This window comes from Micromonospora sp. S4605 (assembly GCF_003176715.1).
In the GTDB taxonomy this organism is placed as follows: Bacteria; Actinomycetota; Actinomycetes; order Mycobacteriales; family Micromonosporaceae; genus Micromonospora; species Micromonospora echinaurantiaca.
Genome location: NZ_QGSW01000299.1, coordinates 1 through 24014, shown reverse-complemented (window position 1 = coordinate 24014; position 24014 = coordinate 1). Strand labels below are relative to the sequence as shown.

At 72.5% G+C, this 24014-nt stretch carries 22 protein-coding genes and 2 pseudogenes; 9 read left to right on the top strand and 15 right to left on the bottom strand.

Going from position 1 to position 24014, the window contains the following annotated elements:
- Window positions 1–1041: 1041 nt before the first annotated feature.
- Window positions 1042–1260: pseudogene (locus DLJ47_RS37935) on the top strand (hypothetical protein); the annotation flags it as partial.
- Here DLJ47_RS37935 and DLJ47_RS37930 read toward each other — a convergent pair.
- Window positions 1204–1353, bottom strand: a pseudogene (locus tag DLJ47_RS37930) (hypothetical protein); the annotation flags it as partial. The pseudogenes DLJ47_RS37935 and DLJ47_RS37930 sit on opposite strands and share 57 nt — an antisense overlap.
- 457 nt (window positions 1354–1810) lie before the next feature.
- Between DLJ47_RS37930 and DLJ47_RS26955 the strand changes: the two are divergent.
- Window positions 1811–2683, top strand: coding sequence for a hypothetical protein (locus DLJ47_RS26955; protein ID WP_109904017.1), 873 nt, complete (start codon window positions 1811–1813; stop codon window positions 2681–2683).
- 136 nt (window positions 2684–2819) lie between these two features.
- Here DLJ47_RS26955 and DLJ47_RS26950 read toward each other — a convergent pair whose 3' ends face one another.
- Both DLJ47_RS26950 and DLJ47_RS26945 read right to left on the bottom strand, forming a co-directional pair.
- Window positions 2820–3809, bottom strand: coding sequence for a D-alanine--D-alanine ligase family protein (locus tag DLJ47_RS26950; protein ID WP_109904015.1), 990 nt, complete (start codon window positions 3807–3809; stop codon window positions 2820–2822).
- Between the two features lie 7 nt (window positions 3810–3816).
- Window positions 3817–5130: an aminotransferase-like domain-containing protein gene (locus tag DLJ47_RS26945; protein WP_109904013.1), complete on the bottom strand. Its 1314-nt coding sequence runs from the start codon at window positions 5128–5130 to the stop codon at window positions 3817–3819.
- 294 nt (window positions 5131–5424) lie between these two features.
- On the opposite strand from DLJ47_RS26945, the gene DLJ47_RS26940 reads away from it, so the two are divergent.
- On the top strand, window positions 5425–6093 hold the full coding sequence (locus tag DLJ47_RS26940) for a GNAT family N-acetyltransferase (protein ID WP_109904011.1): 669 nt from the start codon (window positions 5425–5427) through the stop codon (window positions 6091–6093).
- A gap of 41 nt (window positions 6094–6134) precedes the next feature.
- Here the strand turns inward: DLJ47_RS26940 and DLJ47_RS26935 are convergent, their stop codons facing one another.
- From DLJ47_RS26935 to murJ, 7 genes are all read right to left on the bottom strand, one after another.
- Window positions 6135–7298 (bottom strand): N-acetylmuramoyl-L-alanine amidase, encoded by a 1164-nt coding sequence (locus DLJ47_RS26935; RefSeq protein WP_109904009.1) that lies wholly within the window; start codon window positions 7296–7298, stop codon window positions 6135–6137.
- A gap of 225 nt (window positions 7299–7523) precedes the next feature.
- Window positions 7524–7847, bottom strand: a complete 324-nt coding sequence (trxA, locus tag DLJ47_RS26930) for a thioredoxin (protein ID WP_088996685.1) — start codon at window positions 7845–7847, stop codon at window positions 7524–7526.
- A gap of 34 nt (window positions 7848–7881) precedes the next feature.
- Window positions 7882–8835, bottom strand: a complete 954-nt coding sequence (gene trxB, locus DLJ47_RS26925; protein WP_109904007.1) for a thioredoxin-disulfide reductase — start codon at window positions 8833–8835, stop codon at window positions 7882–7884.
- Between the two features lie 181 nt (window positions 8836–9016).
- Window positions 9017–10057, bottom strand: coding sequence for a hypothetical protein (locus DLJ47_RS26920; RefSeq protein ID WP_109904005.1), 1041 nt, complete (start codon window positions 10055–10057; stop codon window positions 9017–9019).
- The gene (gene sigM, locus DLJ47_RS26915) at window positions 10054–10827 is read right to left on the bottom strand and encodes an RNA polymerase sigma factor SigM (RefSeq protein WP_109904023.1); all 774 of its coding nucleotides are present in this window, start codon (window positions 10825–10827) and stop codon (window positions 10054–10056) included. The genes DLJ47_RS26920 and sigM overlap by 4 nt, the downstream gene beginning before the upstream one ends.
- A gap of 43 nt (window positions 10828–10870) precedes the next feature.
- Window positions 10871–12472 (bottom strand): protein kinase family protein, encoded by a 1602-nt coding sequence (locus tag DLJ47_RS26910; protein WP_109904003.1) that lies wholly within the window; start codon window positions 12470–12472, stop codon window positions 10871–10873.
- A gap of 439 nt (window positions 12473–12911) precedes the next feature.
- Window positions 12912–14657, bottom strand: a complete 1746-nt coding sequence (gene murJ / locus DLJ47_RS26905) for a murein biosynthesis integral membrane protein MurJ (RefSeq protein WP_109904001.1) — start codon at window positions 14655–14657, stop codon at window positions 12912–12914.
- Between the two features lie 126 nt (window positions 14658–14783).
- Between murJ and DLJ47_RS26900 the strand changes: the two genes are divergently transcribed.
- Entirely contained in the window at window positions 14784–16244 is a 1461-nt protein-coding gene (locus tag DLJ47_RS26900) for a CCA tRNA nucleotidyltransferase (protein WP_109903999.1), read from the top strand.
- 61 nt (window positions 16245–16305) lie between these two features.
- Here DLJ47_RS26900 and DLJ47_RS26895 read toward each other — a convergent pair whose 3' ends face one another.
- Window positions 16306–17820, bottom strand: coding sequence for a flotillin family protein (locus DLJ47_RS26895; protein WP_109903997.1), 1515 nt, complete (start codon window positions 17818–17820; stop codon window positions 16306–16308).
- A gap of 29 nt (window positions 17821–17849) precedes the next feature.
- Window positions 17850–18371 carry a hypothetical protein gene (locus DLJ47_RS26890; RefSeq protein WP_233258035.1) on the bottom strand — a complete coding sequence of 174 codons (522 nt, stop codon included), beginning with the start codon at window positions 18369–18371 and terminating at the stop codon, window positions 17850–17852.
- A gap of 118 nt (window positions 18372–18489) precedes the next feature.
- On the opposite strand from DLJ47_RS26890, the gene DLJ47_RS26885 reads away from it, so the two are divergent.
- Window positions 18490–18894: a hypothetical protein gene (locus DLJ47_RS26885; protein WP_088996676.1), complete on the top strand. Its 405-nt coding sequence runs from the start codon at window positions 18490–18492 to the stop codon at window positions 18892–18894.
- 46 nt (window positions 18895–18940) lie between these two features.
- Here the strand turns inward: DLJ47_RS26885 and DLJ47_RS26880 are convergent, their stop codons facing one another.
- Window positions 18941–19567 carry a hypothetical protein gene (locus tag DLJ47_RS26880; protein WP_146228205.1) on the bottom strand — a complete coding sequence of 209 codons (627 nt, stop codon included), beginning with the start codon at window positions 19565–19567 and terminating at the stop codon, window positions 18941–18943.
- Between the two features lie 109 nt (window positions 19568–19676).
- Here DLJ47_RS26880 and DLJ47_RS26875 point away from each other — a divergent pair, with 109 nt between their 5' ends.
- Together DLJ47_RS26875 and DLJ47_RS26870 are read left to right on the top strand one after the other, a co-directional pair.
- Entirely contained in the window at window positions 19677–20156 is a 480-nt protein-coding gene (locus DLJ47_RS26875) for a methylated-DNA--[protein]-cysteine S-methyltransferase (RefSeq protein WP_109904021.1), read from the top strand.
- Between the two features lie 83 nt (window positions 20157–20239).
- Entirely contained in the window at window positions 20240–21142 is a 903-nt protein-coding gene (locus DLJ47_RS26870; RefSeq protein ID WP_109903991.1) for a hypothetical protein, read from the top strand.
- A 76-nt stretch (window positions 21143–21218) separates the two neighbouring features.
- Here the strand turns inward: DLJ47_RS26870 and DLJ47_RS26865 are convergent, their stop codons facing one another.
- A complete protein-coding gene (locus DLJ47_RS26865; RefSeq protein WP_109903989.1) occupies window positions 21219–22298 on the bottom strand; it encodes an inositol-3-phosphate synthase in 1080 nt (359 codons plus the stop codon).
- Between the two features lie 23 nt (window positions 22299–22321).
- Window positions 22322–22960, bottom strand: a complete 639-nt coding sequence (locus DLJ47_RS26860) for a PadR family transcriptional regulator (protein ID WP_088996671.1) — start codon at window positions 22958–22960, stop codon at window positions 22322–22324.
- A 174-nt stretch (window positions 22961–23134) separates the two neighbouring features.
- Here DLJ47_RS26860 and DLJ47_RS26855 point away from each other — a divergent pair, with 174 nt between their 5' ends.
- Together DLJ47_RS26855 and DLJ47_RS37130 are read left to right on the top strand one after the other, a co-directional pair.
- On the top strand, window positions 23135–23602 hold the full coding sequence (locus DLJ47_RS26855; RefSeq protein ID WP_109903987.1) for a DUF5318 domain-containing protein: 468 nt from the start codon (window positions 23135–23137) through the stop codon (window positions 23600–23602).
- A gap of 191 nt (window positions 23603–23793) precedes the next feature.
- On the top strand, window positions 23794–24014 hold a 221-nt coding region (locus tag DLJ47_RS37130; RefSeq protein ID WP_146228204.1), incomplete at its 3' end, for a hypothetical protein.

Below are 24014 nucleotides of genomic sequence, written 5' to 3'. Positions count from 1 at the left end.
GCCCGGCCCGCCCGGCCGTCGACGCGCTCTGGTGCGACCGGCTGCTGTCGAGGTGGTCCTCGGGTGGAGCGTGGAGGGACCGGACGACCGGCAGGCTGCCGGCTCAGCCCATGATCTGGCTCGCGCCGCCGTTTCACGTGAAACAAGGGGTCGGGTGCGGCTGAGCCACAACGTCCGAGCCGGCAGGGTGGCGGCCCGGCTCGGGCCGCCCGCCGCCCACGACAGTCGCCTGGCCCTGCCCACGCCACCGGTCGTCCTGACCGGACCCGCCGCCAGGGTCGCCGGCCTCGCTTCGGCCGGCCCGGACAACGCCGGCGAACCAGAGTGAGACATCCATCGAGCCGGTCGGTGGGACAGCGTGACGTCTTGAAATCAGCGCCTCGTTTCAGCGGCCCGATTCGGGGGCGCGTTGTCTGCGGCCCGTCCCGGCGACCCCCGGTTCGAGGGCTCGTCCCGGCGGCTCGTCCCGCGGCCCATTTCAGCCGCCCGTTCCGGCGGCCCGCTTTCAGCGGCCCGTTCGAAGTCGGGGCGCCCTCCAACGGCCAGCCCGCGCGACGGCGGAGAACGCCAGCCCGGCGAGAAGCCGCGGGCCACGCCTCCGCGACCGCAGCCCGGGGAGGGCTGGCGCTGGTTGCCGCCGCCGAGCTGACAGAGGCGGCCGGACCGTGTTTGGACGGGGCAGCTGACTTCGGGAGCGCAGCAGTCGAGCGTTCGCCGGCCAGGCGGTGCCGCTGGTACGACGAGACTGCGGCTGACCATCCGTGCGGACTCACGTGGCAGCTGCGGGCCATCGTGATCGGCAGCGCGCTCGGTCTCAGGCCGTCGGCGACTCGCACGATCCGTCGTGGCCCGAGGGAGTCCGCTGGTTTCACGTGAAACGAGCGGGCACTCGACGGGAGACAGCGAGGGTTGTGTCGGCCCGCACTGACACCCGAGCATCATCCCGCTGCCCGCTGCCCGCTGCCCGCTGCCCGCTGCCCGCTGCCCGCTGCGTACCGGCGCTGCGGTGCCGGCCGGCTGGGACGCCGCGACTCGGGTCGGATGTCGCTGCCCCGGCGGGGAAGCGGGACGGGGCCGGCACGCCGGTGCCCCGTTTATGCGGGCAGCTCGACAGCGCCCGGATGGGCACCTAGCCCTTCGGCGCTACGTCGCCGGCAGCTGGCGCTATCGCCGGTGCCGTCGTACGCCAACGCCGGAAAGCTCAACGCCGGCAAGCTCAACGCCGGAAAGCTCAACGCCGGAAAGCTCAACGCCGGAAAGCTCAACGCCGGAAAGCTCGCACCGACTTCGAGAACTCGCTCCGCCGCAACGGCGCCCACTCGCCGCCCGCCCGCGGTCCGGCCGGTCCGGGATCGACGCTCAGCCGTCCATCCTCCGGGCTGATGCGCGGGTGGTGCGCGTGACCGAAGGACCGCCGCGTCCCCGGCCTCGACGGTCACCGACCGAGCGCCGATCGAGCCCGACCGAGCGCCGATCGAGCCGCGCGACAGTCGCCAGCTGAACCCCACCACCCGAACCCGCCCGGCCGCGCCACCCCATAGCGCCAATGCGGCACCACCCCTGCGGGCACGCCAAAAGTTATCCACACCGGTTTTCCACAGGCAGCCCCGTTTCACGTGAAACCCCGTGTGGAACAAGGGGTGTGCCTGTGGATGACGGCGTGTGTTCGGCGTCTCGGCGACCTGTGGATAACCGGTGATCGGGCCACGGTCGGCCATACCGACGATCGACGTCGGGCCGGGCGACCGGGCGGAAACGGCCGCTGATTCAGGTAGGGACAGCGGTGCCGGACTCGGTTAGGGTCAGCGTCGTGCAGGACACCCCTCCCTCAGTTCCGGACTTCACCCAGTGGCCGTCCTTCCCCTTCGAGGGCGACCTCCGGATCAAGCAACTCGACGATCCGGTCCCGGTCGAACCGCCCCGCAAGGGCGAAGGGCTCCGGGAATGCACGGCCTGTGCCGCCCCCGACGAGGCATACATCTGGGTAGGTGAGCGGTGGCGGGTACGCGCCATGGACCGCCCCACCGGGCTGCCGATGGTGCTGATCCTCGAATCCCGCTCGCACCTCGATCTCGGCGACCTGCCCAACCTGCTCGCCGCCGAACTCGGCGTGATGACCGTACGGCTGGAGCGCGCGATCCGGTCGCTGGACGGCGTCGCCCGGGTGCACGTCAACCGGTGGGGCGACGGCTCCGCTCACCTGCACATGTGGTTCCTGGCCCGCCCGCACGGCCGGCTCCAGTTGCGCGGCACCTTCCTGCCGCTCTGGGACTCGATCCTGCCGCCGATCTCCGAGGCCCAGTGGCGGGAGAATCTCGCCCTGGTGGCCGCCTGGCTCGCCGAGTTCGGGGGCCGGCCGCTGGCCGAACCTCCGCGCATCCAGTGGCAGGCGCCGTCCAGCCTCACCGAAGCCCCTCCGGTGACCGGCGAGCGTTCGGACGACGAGCCCGCTTCGGTGATCGAGGCGGCGGCGGAGATCCCGGAACCGGCAACCGGCAGCGACGCCGACCCGGCTCCGGAAGACGCGACCACCGGCGCCGCGGCAGCCGACGAGCCCGCCGGAACCCGGCAGGGCGTTGCCTCAGCAGGGCCCGCCAACGACGACGAGGGCGCCCAGCCCACCGAGACCCACGGTGCCGCCGCGCGGTCGGGCATCGGCAAGAGCCGCTCGACGGACAACTAGGTGGCGTGCACCCGCAGCCGAGCCCGCCGGCCTGGAACGGCGGCATGCGCGGCCGCGGTACCGGCCACCGGCCGCACTGGTACACCCCACGGGACGTCGAGCGGCGACCCCGTCGGAGCGGCCCGGGCAGGCTGGCTCAGGCGCGGGTCGCGGCCCGGGTCACCAGGGAGCCGAGCACCCGGCCGAAGTCCAGCCCGGCGGCCTGCACGGCGAGCGGCAGCAGGGAGGTCTCCGTCATCCCCGGGGAGACGTTGACCTCCAGCACGTGTGGCCGGCCGTCCGCGTCCACGATCAGGTCGACCCGACTCAGGTCGCGCAGCCCCAGTGCGGCATGCGCGGCGAGCGCCACCTCGGCCACCGTGTCGGCCACCGCCGCGTCGAGTCGGGCGGGGGTGTGCCAGGTGGTGCGGCCGGCCGTGTACCGGGCGGCGTAGTCGTACACCCCGTTGCGCGGCACGATCTCCACGGCCGGCAGGGCGCGCGGGCCGTCACCCAGGTCGACCACGGAGACCGCCACGTCCATGCCGGGAACGTACCGTTCGACCAGCGCCGTGGAGTCGTACGCGAAGCAGCCGACCATCGCGGCCGGAAGGGCCGTGGCGTCCCGGACCACCGCGGCGCCCAGGCCGGAGCCGCCCTGCGCGGGCTTGACCATGAGCGGCAGGCCCAGCCGGTCCACGATCCGGTCGAGCACCGCCACCGCACCCAGCTCGGAGAACCGGTCGTGCGGCAGCGCGACCCAGTCCGGGGTGGGGATCCCGGCCTCGCGGAGCACCGCCTTCGCCGACGGCTTGTCCCAGGCGAGCCGGGAGGCGCGGGCGTCGCAGCCGACGTACGGGACGCCGCAGAGGTCGAGCACCCCGCGCAGCGAGCCGTCCTCGCCGGTGGCGCCGTGCAGGGCGATCACCACGGCGTCCGGCGGGTCGGCGGCCAGCGCCGGCAACAGGGCCACGTCGGCGTCGCGTAGCTCGGCCTCCACGCCCACGGCGCGCAGCGCGTCGAGCACCCGCCGGCCGGAGCGCAGCGAGACGTCCCGCTCGTAGGAGAGGCCGCCCGCGAGCACCAGCACGTGCAGGTCGGCGGTGACGGGGGGTACGACGGGCTGTTCGGCAGCGGTGGCGCTCATGCCGAAATCATGCCAAGTCTGGTCCCGGCGTGTCCGAACCGGCCTGCCCGCGCCGCACGCCCGGCCGGCCCACGGCGCCGAAGACCTTCCGCATCGCGATGTCCTGCTCCATCACGCCGGCCAGCCGGCGCACGCCCTCCCGGATCCGCTCCGGGGACGGGAAGGAGAAGTTGAGCCGCATGTTGCCGCTGCCGGTGCCGTCGGCGTAGAAGCCGGTGCCGGGCACGTACGCCACCCGGGCGGCGATGGCCCGCGGCATCATCGCCTTCGAGTCCAGCCCGTCCGGCAGCGTGGCCCAGACGAACAGGCCGCCCCCCGGGTTGGTCCAGGTGGTGCCCTCCGGCATCAGGTCCGCCAGCGCGGTGAGCATCGCGTCCCGCCGCTCCCGGTAGACCTCCCGATAGACCTTGAGCTGCTCCCGCCAGGGCATGGTCGACAGGTACGTGGTGACGGCCGCCTGGGCGTAGCCGCTGGGGCAGAGGATCTGCGCCTCGCTGGCGATCACCAGCTTGTCGCGGACCGCGTGCGGCGCGAGGATCCAGCCCACCCGCAGCCCGGGCGCGAAGGTCTTGGAGAACGTGCTCAGGTAGAAGACGCCGTCGCGCCGACGCGCGCGCAGCGGCGCCGGCGCCTCGCCCTCGAACCCCAACTGGCCGTACGGGTCGTCCTCGACCACGAGCAGGCCGGCGCGCTCGCAGATGTCGAGCACCCGCTCCCGCCGTTCCTCGGTCAGCGTGACGCCGGTCGGGTTCTGGTAGGTCGGGATGGTGTAGAGGAACTTCACCCGGCGACCGGCGCGCGCCTGCTCGGCGATGGCCACCTCGAGTGCCTCCGGGATCAGCCCGTCGTCGTCCATCGGCACGTGCACGACCTGGGCCTGGGCGGCCTGGAACACCCCGAGCGCGCCGACGTAGGTCGGCCCCTCGGCGAGCACCACGTCACCCGGGTCGAGGAAGAGCCGGGCCACCAGGTCGAGCGCCTGCTGACCGCCGACGGTGACCACCACGTCCTCCGGGGAGGCGCCGCAGGCCGCGTCGATGCCGGAGAGCGCCATCACCTCGCAGATCCGCTCGCGCAGCTCCGGGGTGCCCTGCCCGATGCCGTACTGGAGGGTGGTGGTGCCGTGCTCGGCGCCGAGCCGGCCGAGCATCTCGCCGACCGCGTCCAGCGGCAGTGCCGCGATGTAGGGGGCGCCACCGGCGAGCGAGACCACCTCCGGCCGGCTGGCCACCGCGAAGAGCGCGCGGATCTCGGAGGCGGTCATGCCCCGGACCCGCCGGGCGTACCGGTCGGTGTAGTCGTCGAGTGTCGTGCCGGTCATGACATCACCTCGATGGCTGCTCGGGTGGCTTTCGTCCCGGGTACCCCGGACACCGGCGACCATGGGCGACAGGGGACGCCGACTGTCGATCGTAGTCGGCTCGCGCCCGGATGGCGTCGCCCCGGGGCCGGGCTTCCACATGCCGGACCTGGTGGGCGGTCACCCGGGAGTGGGGTTTCGCGCGTCCTCTCCCCTGACGTCCGTTCGCGGCGTACGATCGCTGGTCGGGGGCAGGAAGGCGGCGGGGTCGTTCCGTGCCGGTTCACCACCGAGCCTGAGTGTGGGGATGCGCCAATGTCGCGACGTCTGGTCAGTCTGACCCTGGACACGCTGGAGGACCTGCCCCGCCCCTGCCGGCAGTGCGTCTTCTGGGAGCTCGATCCGGTCTCCGCGGACCGGGCCTGCGCGGCCGGCGACCCGGGTCTGGAGAAGGAGGCCTGGGTCTCCCAGACGCTGCTGGAGTGGGGTTCCTGCGGCAAGCTGGTCTACGTCGACGGCATGCCGGCCGGCTTCGTCATGTACGCCCCGCCCGCCTACGTGCCCCGCTCGATGGCCTTCCCCACCTCGCCGGTCTCGGCCGACGCCGCGCTGCTGATGACGGCCAACGTGGTCCCCGCCTTCGCCGGCGGCGGGCTGGGTCGGATGCTGGTCCAGGGCGTGGCGCGGGATCTCACCAAGCGCGGGATCAAGGCGATCGAGGCGTTCGGCGACGCCAAGTTCGGCGACGCCGACGATCCGGCCGGTGGCTGCCTGGCTCCTGCCGATTTCTTCCTTTCGGTGGGCTTCAAGACGGTCCGTCCGCATCCGCGCTTCCCGCGGCTCCGGCTGGAGCTGCGGACCGCGCTGAGCTGGAAGTCCGACGTCGAGTACGCGCTGGAGAAGCTGCTCGGCTCGATGAGCCCGGAGACCCTGCTGCGGCCGGTCCGGCCGGCCCCGGCCACCCGCTCCTCGATCGCCGGCTGACCACCGGCCCGCTGACCAAGGCCGACAGACCAGCGCCCGGGTCAGTCCACCACCGTGCCGGCGGCCACCACCGCCCGCAGCTCGCTCACGTCGATCGAGCCGGTCGGCACGTCCCGCTCGATCGGGAAGTACATCCGCTGCACCCCGGCCACGATCGCCTCGACCACCCGGTCCCGGAACCGGGGATCCACCAGCCGGGCCCGGTCGGCCGGCGAGGTGAGGTAGCCGACCTCGACCCGGACCGCCGGCATCCGGGTCAGCCGCAGCAGGTCCCACGCCTTGGCGTGGGTACGGCAGTCCCGCAGCCCGGTGCGCGCCACGATCTCCCGCTGCACCAGCCCGGCCAGCCGCTCCCCGGTCGCCGACGTCACGCCGTTGTTGGTGCCGTAGTGGTAGGTGGCCACCCCCTCGGCGGCCGGGTTGGCGTGCCCGTCGGTGTGCAGCGAGATGAACACGTCGGCGCCGAGCGAATTGGCCAGTTGGGCCCGGTCGACGTCGGGCAGGCAGGTACGCGGCGACGGGCCGCGGGTCAACTGCACCCGGACGCCGGACGCGGCGAGCCGCCCCTCCAGCCGGCTGGCCAGGTCGTGCACCAGGTCCGCCTCGGTCCAGCGCAGCGGCCCGTCCAGCACCACCACGCCCGGGTCGGTGCCACCGTGCCCCGGGTCGATCACCACCGTCTTGCCGACCAGCGTCGGCCCGGACTGCCGGATCGCGTCCGACTCCCGCAGCCACTGCGGCCGGCCGCCGACCACCTTGCGGCCCAGCCGGCGTAGCGCGTTCATGGTGTGCGGGCCGCACGAGCCGTCCGGGGTCAGCCCGACCTCCCGCTGGAACTGGGCGACCACCCGGGCGGTCCGGATGCCGTAGATGGCGTCCGCGCGCCCCACGTCGTAGCCCATCTCCAGCAGCCGTTCCTGGAGCGACCGGACGTCCTCGCCGGTGAGCGGATCGGGTACCGCGTGGTAGAGGGTGCGGGCGCCGAGCCGCCAGCGGGCCGCGTCCAGGGCCCGCCAGGTCTCCGCACCCACCCGACCGTCCACGCTGAGCCCACGGGACTGCTGGAAGGCCCGCACGGCCCGTTCGGTCTGGGGGTCGAACTCGTCGCCCGGCCCGGGCGACGGGCTGAGCAGGTCGAGGCCGGAGAGCACCGTACGGATCTCCGTCACCGCGGGTCCACGGTCTCCGGGTCGGATGGGACGCACGCACGACCCCCTCTGCGCGGATGCTGGCTGGCCGGGCCCCGCGGTCACCGGACGCGACTGGCGACGGAGGTGCTCGCCTCGTTGACGGGTTGCCGGGGCGCCGGCCACCGGGCCCCGGCTTGAGGTTATGCGTTCTCCGAGGCCGAGGTACGGCCGTCCGGAAAAGACGAACCCCGCGCCCGGCATCAGCCGGGCGCGGGGTCGGAAAAGTGGTGTTTATGCTGCTCAGAGCGCGGATTCGATCAGCTTGACCAGTTCGCCCTTCGGCTTGGCCCCGGCGATCGACTGCACCGGCTCGCCGTTCTTGAACACGGTGAGGGTCGGCACCGACATCACCCGGTAGGTCCGGGCGGTCTCCGGGTTCTCGTCGATGTTGAGCTTGACGATGGTGACCTGGTCACCCATCTCGCCGGCGATCTCCTCCAGCAGCGGCGAGACCTTGCGGCACGGCCCGCACCACTCGGCCCAGAAGTCCACCAGCACCGGCTTGTCGGACTTCAGCACGTCGGCCGCGAAGCTCGCGTCGGTGACCGACTTGGTTGCACCCATCTATGACCCTCCTCCGGGATGTGTATCTGGTTGTTCAGCCCTGCAGCGTGGCGATGAAGCGCTCGGCGTCCAAGGCGGCCGCACAGCCGGTGCCGGCGGCGGTGATCGCCTGCCGGTAGGTGTGGTCGACCAGGTCGCCGGCGGCGAAGACACCGGGCACGCTGGTGCGGGTGCTGGGCGCCTCGACCTTCACGTACCCCTCGGCGTCGAGTTCCACCTGCCCCCGGAAGAGCTCGCTGCGCGGGTCGTGGCCGATCGCCACGAAGACGCCGGTGACGTCGAGCACCTTCGTCTCACCGGTGTGCACGTTGCGCAGCCGCACGCCGGAGACCTTGCCGTCGGCGCCGAGGATCTCCTCGACCACGGTGTTCCACTCGACCTTGATCTTCTCGTTGCTCATCGCCCGGTCGGCCATGATCTTGCTGGCCCGGAACGAGTCCCGGCGGTGGATGATGGTCACCGAGTCGGCGAACCGGGTGAGGAAGCTGGCCTCCTCCATCGCCGAGTCGCCGCCGCCGACCACCACGATGTTCTGGTTGCGGAAGAAGAAGCCGTCGCAGGTGGCGCAGGACGAGACACCGTGGCCGAGGTACTCCTGCTCACCCGGTACGCCCAGCGGACGCCAGGCGGAGCCGGTGGAGAGGATGACCGCGCGGGCGCGGTAGGCCGTCTCGCCGACCCAGACCGTGCTGGTCGCCCCGGAGCCGACGTCGCCGGTGTCCACCAGCTCGACCCGGGTGACGTCGTCGGTGAGGAACTCGGCGCCGAACCGCTCGGCCTGCTTGCGCATGTTGTCCATGAGTTCCGGACCGAGGATGCCGTCGGCGAAGCCGGGGAAGTTCTCCACCTCGGTGGTGGTCATCAGCGCGCCGCCGGACTGCACGCCCTCGATGACCAGCGGCTTGAGGTTGGCGCGTGCGGCGTAGACCGCCGCCGTGTAGCCGGCCGGCCCGGAGCCGATGATGATCAGGTTGCGGACCTCGTCCACTGCCGTCTCCCGATTGTGTGTGTTCGCCATCGGCACGCGCACCGATGCCGATCCGAGTGCCGACGCCTCGGGGGTGCCGGCAGCTGACTTCCAGAACGTCATCGTACGAACCGGGGATTCCCGAGCCGGTCATCCGGTGGGTCAGGTCACGTGGACGGTCAAACGCCCGGTGGCCGCGATTTCACCCTACCCGCGTGCGGTACCGGGTGTCCGCGCCAGATCCGGGGACACCGCACTCGGGTCCGCTCACCCAGGCCCACCGGGCACCGGAACCGTCGGTGAAGCGCACCACCAGCGCCGGCTGCCCCAGGAACCGGGCGTAGTCGACCAGCTCGACCACCAGCGGCCCCGACCCGTGCTCGGTGCCGATGTCACCCAGGCAGGTGGCCAGCGCGGCCTGGTCGCCGAGCCGGTCGAGGTTGCCCGGGGCGGCCATCCGCCCGCCCTCCGCGTCCACGCCGGCCGGTGCGCCGCTGCCGAACGGCAGGGCCTTCATCGTCGACAGGGCACCGCCGAGCGTCTGCGGGGTGTAGTCCGTCCCGCTGCGCAGCGGCGCGGTGGTGGCGCCGGCCGCCGCCGGACCGGCCACCTCCGGGGTGGCCCGGCCGGCGCTGTCGCTCAGCGCCGTTCCGGCCGCGCCGTCCTCCGCCCGGCCGCCGCCGAGCTGGTTCACCCCCAGCCCGACCGCGGCGATCGACACCGCGGCCACCGCGACCGGACCGGCGAGCCGGGTGAACCGGCGCCGCCGCCGGCCCGGGCCGGTCGCCGCGCCACGTCCCGGTTCCGAGCGAGGTACGCCGGCCGGCCGCCGTCCGGAGCCGCCCACCGGCTGCGCCGGCACGACGACGGCTCCGCCCCCGGCGGGTACGCCCGGATCGGCCGCGTCGTCGGCCGGGCCGGTTCCGGTGGGGTCGTCGTCGGGGTTCTCGTCGGTGTGTGCCCGGGTCGCCCCGGCCGAGTCGACGATCGGCTCTGCGGCGAGGGCGGCCAGGATCCGGTCGGTCACCGCCGGCGGCATCGGCTCCGGCGACCCGCCCCAGCCGGCCAGGTCGGCGCGGACACCGGCCACCGCGGCGGCCAGCAGCGCGTACGCCTCGGACCAGGCCGGGTCCTCGGCGACCAGCCGGGCGACGGTGGCCTCCTCGGGGGTGCCGTCCAGCGCCCCGCCGACGTAGTCGGCGAGCAGGTCGTGGTCGACCTCGCTGAAGCCCCCGGCGCTCACGCGTCCTCCTGGTTGGCATCCCGCCGGGACCGTCCCGACCCCGATCCGACGCCCTCGGGAGCCCGGGGGTTCCCGAGGGTGACACCCGGCACGTCCGGCTCCGGCCCGCCCGCCAGCGGTCCGGGCTGGGCGGCGGGTCGCGGCCGGAGGTGACCGAGCATCGTGGCCAGGCGCGCCCGGCCCCGGGCGCACCGGCTCTTCACCGTCCCCTCGGCCACTCCGAGCATCCGGGCGACCTCGGCCACCGGGTAGCCCTGCACGTCGACCAGGACCAGCGCCGCCCGTTGCTCGACCGGCAGCGCGGCGAGGGCGTCGCGGACGACCAGCGCGGTGTCGTGGTCCGGCGCCGGCGCGGCCGGCTCGACGCCGCCGGTGGCCGACCCGGACTCCCGGTCGCGCACCCCGTCCGGCAGCGGCACGGTCGGATGGGCCTGCCGGCGCCGGATCCGGTCCAGGCAGGCGTTGACCACGATCCGGTGCAGCCAGGTGGTGACGGCCGAGTCACCGCGGAAGCGGGCCGCGGCGCGGTGCGCCGAGAGCAGCGCGTCCTGCAGGGCGTCCGCGGCCTCCTCCCGATCGCCGAGGGTACGCAGGGCCACCGCCCAGAGCCGGTCACGGTGCCGGCGGAACAGCTCGGCGAAGGCGTCCCGGTCACCGGCCACGTGGGCGTGCAGCAGGTCCAGGTCGCTGGCCTCGGCCGGTGACGACGCGAGCGGCGGGCCACCCGTGGTGCCCGCCGACCCGTCCGACCGCTCGTCGTGCCCGGTCATCATCGCGTCCGGCGGAGGCGATGCCCGGGGTGCGACGAGTGAGTCACGAACCCTGGACCTTGATCTCCTGCACGCCGACCTTGTACCCGCCGTCGCTGTCCGGCAGCTCGGTGATCCAGAAGAGCAGGTAGCGGTACTTCTGCTCGGCGTTGAAGCCGGTGAAGGTCATGGTGGTGCCGTCGTGCTCCTCGAACGCCCGGCCGACCGGCTTCTGCTGGTATTCGGCGACGAGTTGGGCGTCGCCCGACTTGGTCGACGGGTGCTCGGTGGCGCCGTAAAAGAGCTGCGCGGAGGCGCCCTGGGCGGAGAGCAGGACCTGCACCGACTTCACGCTGCGCTCGGAGCCGAGGTCGATCCAGACCCCCATGCCCTTCTTGAGGTTGCCGAAGTTGGCGGCCCGCCGGTACGTCTGCGTCTCCCAGCCCTCGTCCTCGTCACCGTCGAACACCTTGTCGGCGTCCTTGACCTCGGTCCGGTCACCGTCCGGGTCGATGATCTGGGCCTTGCTGATCTTGAGCGGACCCACGGCGGGAGCCGGACTCGCGTCGTCGGCCGGGGCGCTGGAGGTGGGCTGGGCGACCGGGTTGGTCTGTGGGTCCTTGTCGTCGCCGCCCAGCGCGCTGATGCCGATCAGCAGGCCGACCAGGGCGACGGCGAGCAGGCCGGCGATGCCGATGGCCACCTTACGACCACCGGCGGCGGCCAGCGGCGACGGCTCGTCACCGGTGTCCGCGGCGAAGCGCAGCGGACCGCTGTTGTCCAGGTAGTGGTCGTCGGCGGGCACGTCGAGCCGGGCCAGTTCGGCCGCCAGCACGTCCGAGGACGGCGGCGCGACCTCGGCGTCGAGCAGGTCCATGGTCAGGTCGTCGAGGTACGCCGGCACGCCGGCCCGGACCTGCCGGGGAGCGGCCAGCGCGCCGGTTGCGTCCCGGACGGCGTCGGGGATGGCGGCCCGCCCGTGGCCGGCGGTGGCGCCGCGCAGCGGGGCCTCGGCGTGCGGCCAGTGCCCGGTCAGCGCGAAGTAGAGGATGCCGCCGACCGCCCGGATGTCGCTCTCCTGGCTGTCGTCGCCGTCGGTACGCGCGTCGGCCAGCACCACCCGGCCGTCGTCGCTGATCATCACCGTGCCGGGGTGGACGTTGCCGTGCACCATGTCGGTGGCGTGCACGGCGGCGAGCGCACTGGCGACGGCGTTGCCGATGGTGGTGGCCCGGGCCCCGTCGAGCGGGCCGTCGGCGGCCAGTTCGCGCAGCGACCGACCGTCGACCCACTCGCGGACCACGTACGCCCGCTCGCCCTCGTCGATCGCGTCGTAGACACCGACCAGGTTGGGGTGGATGACCCGGCTCGCCGCGACGGCGGCCTGAAGCATCTCGGTGGCGGAGTCGCCACCCGGGTAGCGCAGCACCACCGCGACGGGACGGCGCAGTACGACGTCGACCCCGCGCCAGACCAGCCGGCCCGCGCTGTCGTTGTTGATGTGCTCGACCAGTTCGTAACGCTCGGCGAGGATCTCACCGGCCGTGGGAGCACCGAAGGTCATGACCGGAGGAGCGCTCTCGTCCGCGTCCTGACCCTCGCCGACCTGGGTCACCCGTCCTCCCTCGGTGATCGTGTCGATCGATGGACCCGCGCTGCTGGGCATGTGGCTTCCCGCTCTGTCTTTCAGGGGCCGGCCGACCGGGGTCGACGCGAGCGCCGGTGCCTGCCGTACCCGTCGAGAGCGACCTTACCCGGCTGGGCCGTCTCCCCGACATGTCATCTTCCCGCCGGACCCGACGAGGGTTTCGGGAGTAGACAAGCTCGTCCGGTTACGACCGTTGTCAACCACGTTGCTGGCACATGTACTAGCCAATCTAGAGGTAGACCGCAAGGGCTCGACGCAGGGGCCGGACCGGGTGTCGCGACCACGCCGACGTCCCGGGGTTCCCCCACGATCGGGGCACCATACTCAACCGTCCGGCTGGTTATCCACAGCCCGATCCGGTGACTGAGCGGGGAATCGCGGAGTTATCCACAGGCGCATCCCCAGGCTGGTGATCCACCGTCACGCACCGTACCGACGGGTAGGGCCGGAGGGTGGCTCAGCGGCCCAGCCGGCGCCGGACCATCCCGACCACCTCGGTGATCTCCCCGATCCGCAGTGCCATGGCCAGGCCGAGATAGGTCCCGCCGATCACCGCGCCGCCGATCACCAACTGGGCCAGCGCCTGCGCACGGCTCGGCGTGTCGTCGCCGGGCAGCAGGGCGACCACCAGCAGGCCGACCAGGGCCGCACCGAGCGCGGCGACCGCGACCCGGGCCAGCGTACGCATGATCGCGCCGAGCCCGATCCGGCCGACCCGGGGCCGGAGCAGCCAGGCGGAGGCGATCGCCGCGGCCAGGTAGGAGACCGCGTTGCCGATCATCATCCCGGCGGCCGCGAAGTGGGCGGCGAAGGCGGCGAAGAGGATGATCTGGACGCCGATCCGCAGCGCCACCACCGGAATGTTGATCAGCGCCGGGGTGCGGGTGTCGGGGAGCGCGTAGAAGGCGAAGGTGAACAGCTGGCTGATCGCGAACGGCACCAGCGCCAGCGCGGCCAGCAGCAGCACCAGCGAGGTGTCGGCGGCGTTGTCGTCGCTGAACGCGCCGTAGCGGAACAGCGTCACCGACAGCGGCGTGGCCAGCACCGCGTAGCAGACGGCGATCGGGGCGAGCACCGCCGAGACGGTGCGGGTGCCCCGGGACAGGTCGGCGGCGAGGTCGGCGTACCGGCCGTCGGCGGCGGCCGCGCTCATCCGGGGCATCAGCGCGGTGATGATCGAGACCGCGATGATGCCGTGCGCCATCATCAGCAGCAGGAAGACGTTGTTGTAGATCAGCGCGCCGGCGTCCCCGTCACCCGCCCGGTTCAGCAGGTTGAAGAGCACGATCAGGCCGATCTGGCTGACCGCGACGTAGCAGAACATCCAGGCGCCGAGGCGACCCAGCTCGGCCAGCCCCAGGGCCCGGAAGTCGAACCGGAACCGCCACCGGAAGCCCACCTTGCGCAGCGCCGGCAGCAGGCCGGCGGCCTGGATCGCCACGCCGAGCAGCGTGCCGCCGGCGATCAGCAGGATCCGCCCGGTGGTCATCTGCTCCGGCCGGATGATCTCGGCACCGAAGATCGCGATGTAGAGCCCGGCGGTGGCGATCACCACGATGTTGTTCAGGATCGGCGCCCACATCGGGGCGGCGAAGTGCCCCCGGGTGTTCAGCACCGCGCTGATCAGCGCGCTGAGGCCGGTGAAGAAGATCATCGGCAGCATCAGGTAGGACAGATAGGTGACCAGCTCGCGGTAGTCGTCGCCGCGGTTGTCGCTGGTGTACAGCGCGGTGAGCAGCGGCGCGGCCACCACCGCGAGCAGCGCGGCCGCGGCCAGGGTGACCACCGCGAGGGTGAGCAGCCGCTGGGCGTACGCCTGACCGCCGTCGGCGTCGGCCTTGCGCCGGCGCACCAGCACCGGGATCAGCACGCTGGTGAGGATGCCGCCGAGCAGGAACTCGTAGACCATCCCGGGCAGGATCTGCGCGGTGGTGTACGCGTCACCGACCAGCGCGCCACCCAGCGCGGCGGTCAGCGCCAGCGTGCGCAGGAATCCGGTACCCCGGCTGACCAGGCTGCCGATCGCCATCACCGCGCTGTTGGTTGCGGCGCTGCCCTCGGCCACCTGCTCCGGCGGCGGGGCGGTCGACTCCAACGCCGGCTGGTTGAGCGGCTCCGCCGAGATGAAGGTGGCGCCGTCCGCCGGAGGCCGACCGCCGCCGTCACCCGTGGCGTTCGCGCTGCGGTAGAGCCCGCCGCTCATCTTCTCGCCTCCAAGGGGTATTCGGAGCCGGCACCGGCCCGCACGAGCATGACGATAGTCAACGCGCACCCGCTACCCGCGCCCGGCGGAGGACATCCGCACCGGGACCGATAGGCTGGCGATCCCATGTCCGAAGCCTCCGCTCCCCGTGCCGCCGACCGCCGCGAACTCACCGCCGCGCAGCGCAACGCCGTCGCCGAACTGCTCCGGGTCTCGCCGGTCGCCGACGAGCTCGGCCGCCGGTTCGCGCAGGCCGGTCACGAGTTGCACCTGGTGGGCGGTTCGGTGCGGGACGCCCTGCTCGGCCGGCTCGGCGAGGATCTCGACTTCTGCACCGACGCGCTGCCCGACCAGACGCTGCGCATCGTCCGGGGCTGGGCCGAGTCGATCTGGGAGACCGGCCGCGAGTTCGGCACCATCGGCGCCCAGCGCGGCGGGCTGCGACTGGAGATCACCACCTTCCGCGCCGAGGCGTACGACCAGGTCACCCGGAACCCGGTGGTCACCTACGGCACGGACCTGACCGAGGACCTGAAGCGGCGGGACTTCACCATCAACGCGATGGCGGTCAGCCTGCCCGAGCACCGGTTCACCGACCCGCACGGCGGGCTGGCCGATCTGGCGGCCAAGGTGATCCGCACCCCGGCGTCGCCGCAGGAGTCGTTCCGGGACGACCCGCTGCGGATGCTCCGGGCCGCCCGGTTCGCGGCCCAGCTGCGGTTCGCGGTGCACCCCGACGTGCACGCGGCGATGGCCCGGATGGCCGCCGACCTGGACCGGATCACCGCCGAGCGGATCCGCGACGAGTTCACCAAGCTGCTCTGCGGCGCCGACCCGGTGACCGGGCTGCGGCTGCTGGTCGACACCGGGTTGGCCGACCGGTTCCTGCCGGAGCTGACCGGGCTGAAGCTGGAGATCGACGAGCACGCCCAGCACAAGGACGTCTACGAGCACACCCTCACCGTGGTGAGCAACGCCGTCTCGTACGAGGAGGACGGCTGCGACTTCGTGTTGCGGATGGCCGCGCTGATGCACGACATCGGCAAGCCGGCGACCAAGGCGGTCGGCCCGGACGGCCGGGTGAGCTTCCACCACCACGAGGTGGTCGGCGCCCGGCTCACCAAGGCGCGGATGAAGGCGCTGCGCTACCCGAAGGACGTCACCGCCCAGGTGACCGCGCTGGTCGCGCTGCACCTGCGGTTCTACGGCTACGGCCGGGGCGAGTGGACCGACTCGGCGGTGCGCCGGTACGTCGCCGACGCCGGGGACCTGCTGCCGCGGCTGCACAAGCTCACCCGGTCGGACTGCACCACGCGTAACCGGCGCAAGGCCGCCCAGCTCGCCGCCGACTACGACGCGCTGGAGGAGCGGATCGCCCGGATCGCCGCCGAGGAGGACCTGGCCCGGGTCCGCCCTGATCTGGACGGCAACGCGATCATGGAGTTGCTCGGCGTACCGCCGGGCCCGGTGGTCGGACGCGCCTGGAAGCACCTGAAGGACCTGCGCCTGGAGCGCGGCCCGCTGGACCGGGAGACGGCCGAGGCCGAGCTGCTGCGCTGGGCCCGCGACGAGGGCCTGCGCGACTGAACCGACGCGAAGGGCGCCGCCCCCGGTACCGGGAGCGGCGCCCTTCGCCGTACGGTCGGCGCTACCTCGCCTCGACCGCGGTGCCGTCCACCGCCGGCTTGCCGTTGCCGGCCGACGACGCCGAGCCGAGCTTCGCGAGCAGGCCGGCCAGGTCGATGCCGGTCAGGTCGCTGCCGAGCTGGAGCCCCTGCGCCACGTTGCCGGCCACCGACTTGGTCAGCGAGGACGCCCCGTCGGTGGAGATGACGGTCATCTTGTCGATCGCGCCGATCGGGGCGCTGGCCGCGCCGACCACCTCCGGCAGCACCTTGACCAGCAGGTCCAGCACGGCCGCCTCGCCGTACGCCGCGAACGCCTCGGCCTTGCGGGCCATCGCGTCCGCCTCCGCCTGCCCCTTGGCCAGGATGGCCGCGGCCTCGGCCTGGCCCTCCCGCTCGACCGCCTCGGCGATCGCGGAGCGCCGCCGCTGCTCGGCCTCGCCCTCCTTGGCGCCTTCGATCGCGTTCGCCTCGGCCAGCGCGGCCCGCCGGGCCCGCTCGCCCTCACCGGTGAGCCGGGCCTGCTCGGCGGCGGCCTGGGCGGCGGCAATGACCGCCTGCCGCTGCGCGTCGGCGTTCAGCACCGCGGCGTTGCGGGCCGCCTCGGCCTCCTGCTCGACCTTGTACCGGGCGGCGTCCGCCGGCTTGCGCACCTCGGTGTCCAGCTGGCGCTGCTTCAGCTCGGCGTTGCGCTCGGCCACCTTCTGCTGCTCGGAGAGGATCGCCTGGTCCCGCTCGGCCTGGGCGAGCGGACCGGCGGCGGCGGACTTCGCCTTGGCCGCGTCGATCTCCGCCTGGATGGCGGCCTGCTTGAGCGCCAGGTTCCGGTTGGCCTCGGCGATCGCCTCCTCGGCGAGCAGCCGCTCCTGCTCCGCCTGCTGCCGCGCCCGGGCCTCCGCGATGGCCGCGTCCTTGAGCACCCGGGCCGCCTCCGGCCGGCCCAGGTCCTGCAGGTAGGAGCCCTCGGCCAGGATGTCCTGAAGCTGGAAGGTGTCCAGCACCAGGCCCTGGTTGGTCATCGAGTGCTCGGCCTCCTCGGCCACCGCGCTGGCGAACGCCGCCCGGTCCCGGATGACCTCCTCGACGGTGAGCCGGCCGACGATCGACCGCAGCGCGCCGGCGAGCACCTCCCGGGTGAAGTCCTCGATCTCGTCCTGCTGGTGCAGGAAGCGCTGGGCGGCCGCACGGATGGCGTCCTCGGTGCCGCCGACCTTGACGATCGCGACCCCGTGCAGCTCGGTACGGATGCCCTGCTTGCTCACCGCGCCCTTGATGCCGACGTCGATCCGCCGGCTGGACAGGTCGAGCGACTGCAGCTTCTGCACCACCGGCAGGACGAAGACCGAGGCGCCGAGCACGACCTTCTGCCCGGACATGTCGGTCGACCGGCCGCCGTCGGCGGTCTGCGTGGTGCGGCCCTTGCGGCCGGTGACGATGAAGGCCTCGTTCGGCCCGGCGACCTTGATCCGGGAGAGCACGAAGAGGATGAGCACGAGGACGAGGAGGACCGCGCCGCCGATGGCGATGAGAAGGGGCATGTGACCGTCCCGTTTCTTTATGAGGGGGTTCAGTAGGTCTCGACGTGCACGCTGGTCTCGCTCAGCGCCTCGACCACGAAGATCTGGGCGCCGACCGGGATCGGCCGGTCGGCCCGGGCGTTGAGCTTGACCGGCTGGCCGGCCACGCGTACCCGGACCTCGCCGTAGCCGTCGACGGGCACCGGGGTGACCACCAGGCCGAGCGCGCCGACCAGGTGGTGGCGGTTGGGGGTGGCGTCGGTCGGCATGTCGCGGGCCGCCCGGCCGAGCCGGGCCGCCACCCACGCGGTGGGCACGGCCGCGAGGAGCCCGCCGGCCACCGCCACCGCGATGGCGCCGGTGGTGCCCCCGCCGACCAGTTCGTTGACGATCGCGGCGCCGAAGCCGAGCGCCCCGGTGAACCCGGCGACCGCCTCGATCGACACCGGACCGTCCAGCTCGGGTTGACCGAAGTGGAGCAGCTCGGCGCCGAGCAGGGCGAGCGCCAGCACTCCGACGCCGATGCCGCCGATGATGAGGAAGAGCAGGGTCCCCGTCGCCACGATCCGCACGGTATCGATCCCGCGCAACGTTCCGTCGGGTCGCGGCGTTCCGTCCGTCAACGCATCTAGCTGTTGACAAGATTGCGGTGATCGGCCAATCTTGACAATGACAAGACGGAGGTGTCCCATGTCCGAGGCAACCCGCACCACCGCCGGCATCCTGCTGATCACCGTGGTCGCGGTCGCGTACGGCGGCCTCACCCTGCTCACCCACCTGGCCCGGCGCAAGGCCGGCTACCTGGACAACCCGGTCCGCCGGGGTCTGTGGACCGCCGGGCACGCCCACGCCGGGGTGCTGGTGCTCTTCGCGCTCGCCGTGCTGCCCTACGTCGACCAGGCCGACGCGTCCGACGGCACCCGCACGCTGATCCGGTCGCTGCTGGTCGCGGCGCCGATCCTGATGCCGCTCGGCTTCTTCCTCTCGGTGGTCCGGCCGCAGGACACCCGGCCCAACAAGTTGATCTGGCTCACCGTGGCCGGCGGGGTCTGCCTGGTCGCCGGGGCGCTGCTGCTCGGCGTCACCCTGCTCTGAGCGCCGGCCGGAGCCCGAGCCGGCGTCAGCCCGGGGCGAGCCGGCGTCAGCCCTGGGCGGGCGGCCCCGGAACCCAGTCGCCCGCCCGCAGGTGCCAGCCCGGCGCGACCGAAACAGGCCGCCGGAAGAAGGCGTTCGCCGGAGGGAGGGCGAGCAGGAGCAGCGCGACCAGCATTGCCAGTGGTGCGCCAGCGCCCAACACCACCAGCAGCGGCTCCAGCCAGTCGGGCATCCGCTCCCGCGCCAGCTCGCCGATCCGGTCCAGGTCGTCCGGAGAGTAGATGAGGGAGAGCGGCCGGGGCGTACGGAGGATCCCGACGGTGGCGCAGCAGACGAGGAACGGCCCGCAGGCCCAGGAGGCGATCCGGGCACCGTTCACGCCGACGGCGGTGAAGCCGGCCAGCACCAGGAAGGTCACCGCGAGCAGGGCGGTGACCAGGTCGGCCGCGAGCTGCCCGACGACACCGAATGCCGCGAATGCCACCCCGCTGGTGGGATCGAACGACTTCTCCGCGTCGTAGTAGAACTCCTGGTGCCAGTAGGTCAGGGGCAGCACGGCCAACTGAACCACGCCGGCCAGGGTGAGCAGCGCGCTGGCGGCCGTGACGGTGTGCGGCCTGGGCGGCCGCGTGGTGGGTGGGATCGACCAGGGGCCTCCGCCGATCACGCTCATGGCCTGATTCTCGACCCCGTCCCTGGTCGCCGCCGTCCCCGATCCGGTGGCGACCGTCACCGGCCGCCGGCCGCCGTGGCCTGTCGGACCGGTGGACGACAATGGGTGGATGCGTTGGACAGTGCTCGACTCGCCGATCGGGGAGTTCTCCGTGGCCACCGACGACGACAGCGTCCGCGGTGCGCACTTCGGCCGGGTCGCCGGCGCCGCCGACGAGGCGGGCGACGAGATCTCCCGCCGCGCCGTCGCCGAGCTGCGCGCCTACTTCGCCGGCGAGCTGACCGAGTTCGGCCTGCCGGTGTCGGCGCCCCGGGGTTCCGACTTCGAGCGGGCGGTGTGGCGGGAGATGACCCGCATCCCGTACGGGCAGACGTCGACCTACGGCGAGGTGGCCCGGCGGGTGGGCGACCCCGGCGCTGCCCGGGCGGTCGGGGTGGCCTGCAACCGCAACCCGATCCCGGTCATCGTGCCCTGCCACCGGATCGTCGGCGCCGGCGGCAAGCTGGTCGGCTTCGGCGGGGGGTTGCCCCGCAAGGTGCGGTTGTTGGAGCTGGAGGCCGGGGTGGCGCTGCGCCAGGCATGGTCCTGAACACCCGCCCTTCGGGCGATGCACGGCGGTCGATCAGTCTGGAATGATCGGCGGGCTGTTGTCACCATCCATGGGGGATTCACATGAATGATCACCGTGACAAGCCCGTCGACCGACGCCGGCTGCTGCGCCGGGCCGGCACCGTGGCCGCCGGGTTGGCCGGAACCGCGACAGTGGGCGCCGCGACCGCCGGGCCGGCCGCGGCCGCCTCGGGCGAGCCGGTGCTCCAGGGGCAGCTGAACGTGGCCGCGGAAGCCACCACCCTGCGAAACACCGGCGTGCAGGCGGTGCTGCGGCTGGAGCACGACAGGGTCTGGCCCGGGACCGACGGCAGGCTCTGGGCCGAGCCGGCCCTGCGGATCAAGCCGAGCGGCACCGACCTCTCACACCTCGCCGAGGCGGGGTCGATCAGCATGGCCGTCGACGGCAACCTCTGGCTGGCCACCCGATCGGGCAGCCAGGACAACGTACGGCACATCATCCACACCACCGCCAACAGCAACCGGATCGTGCCGTTGCAGCCGCAGCGGGTGCTCGACACCCGGTACGCCGAGTCCCGGGGGCTGGTCATCGAGCAGGGCTACCTCGACGCCAGCGGTCGCGTCCTCGCCGGCAAGTCGATCACCATCCGGCTGACCGACCATCTCTACGTCGCGGAAGCGGTCTTCGGCACCGTGACCGTGGTGCAGCCCGGCCAGGACGGCTTCGCGCAGGTCTACCCGTCCGGAACCGCCCGGCCGACGAACTTCTCGACGATCAACTACGCGCCCGGCCAGGTGCTCTCGAACTCCTTCGTCTGCGGAGTCCGGGCGGCGAGCGACCAGGTCAGCGACGCGATCAGCGTCTACACCAACCGCACCACCCACCTGATCGTGGATCTCACCGCCGCCGTCGTCGGGGTCGGTCAGGTCAACCCCGCGTCCACCCTGCCGACCCGCGGAGATTCGATGAGTGCCGGATCCGGGGTTCCCGCCTGGGAGCGGTGACGACGTCGGAGAGCAGACACAGCCGAGGGCCGGGTCCTTGCGGACCCGGCCCTCGGCTGTGCTGCTGGTCAGCGCGTCAGCGCTCGACCTCGCCCTTGATGAAGGACTCGACGGCGGCGTGCGCGTCGTGGTCGGCGTACTGCACCGGGGGGGACTTCATGAAGTACGACGAGGCCGACAGGATCGGGCCGCCGATCTTCCGGTCCAGCGCGATCTTCGCGGCCCGGACCGCGTCGATGATGACGCCGGCCGAGTTCGGCGAGTCCCACACCTCGAGCTTGAGCTCGGCGTTGAGCGGGGTGTCACCGAACGATCGGCCCTCCAGCCGGATGTACGCCCACTTGCGGTCGTCCAGCCACGGCACGTGGTCGGACGGGCCGATGTGCACGTCGCTCTTGCTCATCTCGTGCGGGATCTGGGAGGTCACCGACTGGGTCTTCGAGATCTTCTTCGAGACCAGGCGGTTGCGCTCCAGCATGTTCATGAAGTCCATGTTGCCGCCGAAGTTGAGCTGGTACGTGCGCAGCAGCTCGACGCCGCGGTCCTCGAAGAGCTTGGCCAGGGCCCGGTGCACGATGGTGGCGCCGACCTGGCTCTTGATGTCGTCACCGACGATCGGCAGGCCCGCGTCTTCGAACTTCTTCGCCCACTCCGGGTCGGAGGCGATGAAGACCGGCAGGGCGTTCACGAACGCGCAGCCGGCGTCGATCGCGGCCTGGGCGTAGAACTTGTCGGCCTGCTCGGAGCCGACCGGCAGGTAGGAGACGACGACGTCGACCTGGGCGTCACGCAGCGCCTTGGCCACGTCGACCGGCTCGACGTCCGACTCCTCGATGATCTCGCGGTAGTACTGCCCGAGACCGTCGAAGGTCGGGCCGCGCTGCACGGTGACGCCGGTCGGCGGCACGTCGCAGAGCTTGATGGTGTTGTTCTCGCTGGCGACGATCGCCTCGGCGAGGTCCATGCCCACCTTCTTGGCGTCCACGTCGAACGCCGCGACGAACTGCACGTCCGAAACGTGGTAGTCGCCGAAGGTGACGTGCATGAGACCCGGGACGCGGTCGTTCGGGTCGGCGTTCCGGTAGTACTCCACGCCCTGTACCAGGGACGAGGCGCAGTTCCCCACACCGACGATGGCGACGCGGACGGAGCCCATAGCGTCTGCCTCCTTCTTCTTCATCACGGCCGCTCTTTCCTGGACTCTCCAGGCGGAGGCGGGCTGGTGTCTTCTCGTCGGCCGCCGGCCGTCCCGGGCTGCGGGACCGTCGGGGCACGGCCGGAGCGCTCGTTGGCGATGAGCTCCTCCAGCCAGCGAACCTCGCGCTCACAGGCCTCCAGCCCGTGGCGCTGCAGTTCCAGGGTGTACGCGTCGAGGCGCTCGGCCGCCCGGCCGAGCACGTCACGAAGCCCTTCGCGACGTTCCTCGATCTTTCGCCGGCGACCCTCCAGGATGCGCAGTCGGGTCGCCTGGTCGGTCCGGGCGAAGAACGCGAAGTGCACACCGAAGCCCGTGTCGTCGTACGTCTCGGGCCCGGCCTGCGCGATGAGTTGGGCGAAGCGTTCCTTGCCCTCCGCGGTGATTTTGTAGACCACCCGACCTCGTCGGCTGGTCAGCGCGGGAACCTCCTCGGCGGTGGCGGGTGTCTCGGCGGCCTCGGCGATCCAGCCCGCCGCCTGGAGCCGCCGCAGGGTCGGGTAGAGCGAGCCGTAGCTGATCGCCGCCCGGATGGCCCCGAGCTTCGCGGTCAACTCCTTGCGCAGCTCGTAGCCGTGCATCGGAGACTCCTGCAACAGGCCGAGGATGGCGAGCTCGAGCACGGACCACCCTTCCCTTACCCTGTGCGGGGAGTGCTAACCGCCGCGATGTATCGGACCGATACATCGCACGCTAGCGGTTCACCGCGGTCAGGGCAAACCCCCAATCCGAGTTCCTGCCGTCACGCATGGTCACCACGGTCGCCTCGTCAGGCGAGACCGCGTACCCTTCTCCGCATGCGTACGCAGCGCCAGGTCGTCGACTACTCGCTCCAGAAGCGAGCGGTGCTGCGTGAGCTCCTCGCCGGGCGGGTCGGCACCTACGACGTCTGCGACGCCTCGCCGTACCTGAAGAACGCTGCTCGGTTCCACGGCGAGCCGACCGACGAGCGGTGCCCGATCTGCCGGAGCGAGAACCTGATCCACGTCCACTACATTTACGGGGACGAACTCAAGCAGTCCGCCGGCCAGGCCCGCACCCTGGCGGAACTGCCCGTGCTGGCGATGACGCTGCGTGAGTTCCAGGTTTTCGTGGTGGAGGTGTGCCTCGGCTGTGACTGGAACCATCTCGTCGAGCAGTTCCTGCTCGGGCGGGACGGGCTGACCGGCGGCACCGAGGGCGGGCCGGACCAGGACGTGGTGGGCGGCGGCAACGCCGCGGCCGCCGCGCCGGCCACTCGACGGAGGCGAGAGGCGCAACGGTGATCCCAGCTGGATCGGTTGATCCCGGGCAGGAGTGCTGGGGCGACCGACAGCTCCTTGGTCCGAATGGCCCGATTGATCCGGAACTGACACCGGCTGGTCGGCACGCGTGTGCCGCCGTGGCGGGTGTCTCAACTCACGGCAACCCGGTGGCGGCGCATCCGCGCCCCACCGCGACCGGCAGGGTGTGAGGAATGAACTCGTACGGCGATCCCAGTTCTTCGCGTGGGCGGGCCCAGCTCCCGGGCCAGAACGGCGACCCGGGACGGGCGGACGACGCGTACGGCCGCGGTGGTGAACCGCGGGGGAACGGTTGGTCGGCCGCGGAGGGTGCGGCCCCGGCCGGCCGGGCCTCGGTGGGGCCGCGCGGCGCCACCGGTGGCCGGGCCTCGGTGGGCGGTTCGGCGGCGGTCCC

What these genes read in the sequence shown, in the direction of transcription:
- trxA (WP_088996685.1), bottom strand. Translation starts at nt 7,847, where the DNA reads ATGGGTGCAACCAAGTCGGTCACCGACGCGAGCTTCGCGGCCGACGTG.
- DLJ47_RS26945 (WP_109904013.1), bottom strand. Translation starts at nt 5,130, where the DNA reads ATGACCGGCACGACACTCGACGACTACACCGACCGGTACGCCCGGCGG.
- DLJ47_RS26910 (WP_109904003.1), bottom strand. Translation starts at nt 12,472, where the DNA reads ATGCCCAGCAGCGCGGGTCCATCGATCGACACGATCACCGAGGGAGGA.
- DLJ47_RS26870 (WP_109903991.1), top strand. Translation starts at nt 20,240, where the DNA reads ATGAATGATCACCGTGACAAGCCCGTCGACCGACGCCGGCTGCTGCGC.
- DLJ47_RS26855 (WP_109903987.1), top strand. Translation starts at nt 23,135, where the DNA reads ATGCGTACGCAGCGCCAGGTCGTCGACTACTCGCTCCAGAAGCGAGCG.
- DLJ47_RS26895 (WP_109903997.1), bottom strand. Translation starts at nt 17,820, where the DNA reads ATGCCCCTTCTCATCGCCATCGGCGGCGCGGTCCTCCTCGTCCTCGTG.
- DLJ47_RS26880 (WP_146228205.1), bottom strand. Translation starts at nt 19,567, where the DNA reads ATGAGCGTGATCGGCGGAGGCCCCTGGTCGATCCCACCCACCACGCGG.
- DLJ47_RS26875 (WP_109904021.1), top strand. Translation starts at nt 19,677, where the DNA reads ATGCGTTGGACAGTGCTCGACTCGCCGATCGGGGAGTTCTCCGTGGCC.
- DLJ47_RS26900 (WP_109903999.1), top strand. Translation starts at nt 14,784, where the DNA reads ATGTCCGAAGCCTCCGCTCCCCGTGCCGCCGACCGCCGCGAACTCACC.
- murJ (WP_109904001.1), bottom strand. Translation starts at nt 14,657, where the DNA reads ATGAGCGGCGGGCTCTACCGCAGCGCGAACGCCACGGGTGACGGCGGC.
- DLJ47_RS26950 (WP_109904015.1), bottom strand. Translation starts at nt 3,809, where the DNA reads ATGAGCGCCACCGCTGCCGAACAGCCCGTCGTACCCCCCGTCACCGCC.
- sigM (WP_109904023.1), bottom strand. Translation starts at nt 10,827, where the DNA reads ATGACCGGGCACGACGAGCGGTCGGACGGGTCGGCGGGCACCACGGGT.
- DLJ47_RS26940 (WP_109904011.1), top strand. Translation starts at nt 5,425, where the DNA reads ATGTCGCGACGTCTGGTCAGTCTGACCCTGGACACGCTGGAGGACCTG.
- DLJ47_RS26865 (WP_109903989.1), bottom strand. Translation starts at nt 22,298, where the DNA reads ATGGGCTCCGTCCGCGTCGCCATCGTCGGTGTGGGGAACTGCGCCTCG.
- DLJ47_RS26885 (WP_088996676.1), top strand. Translation starts at nt 18,490, where the DNA reads ATGTCCGAGGCAACCCGCACCACCGCCGGCATCCTGCTGATCACCGTG.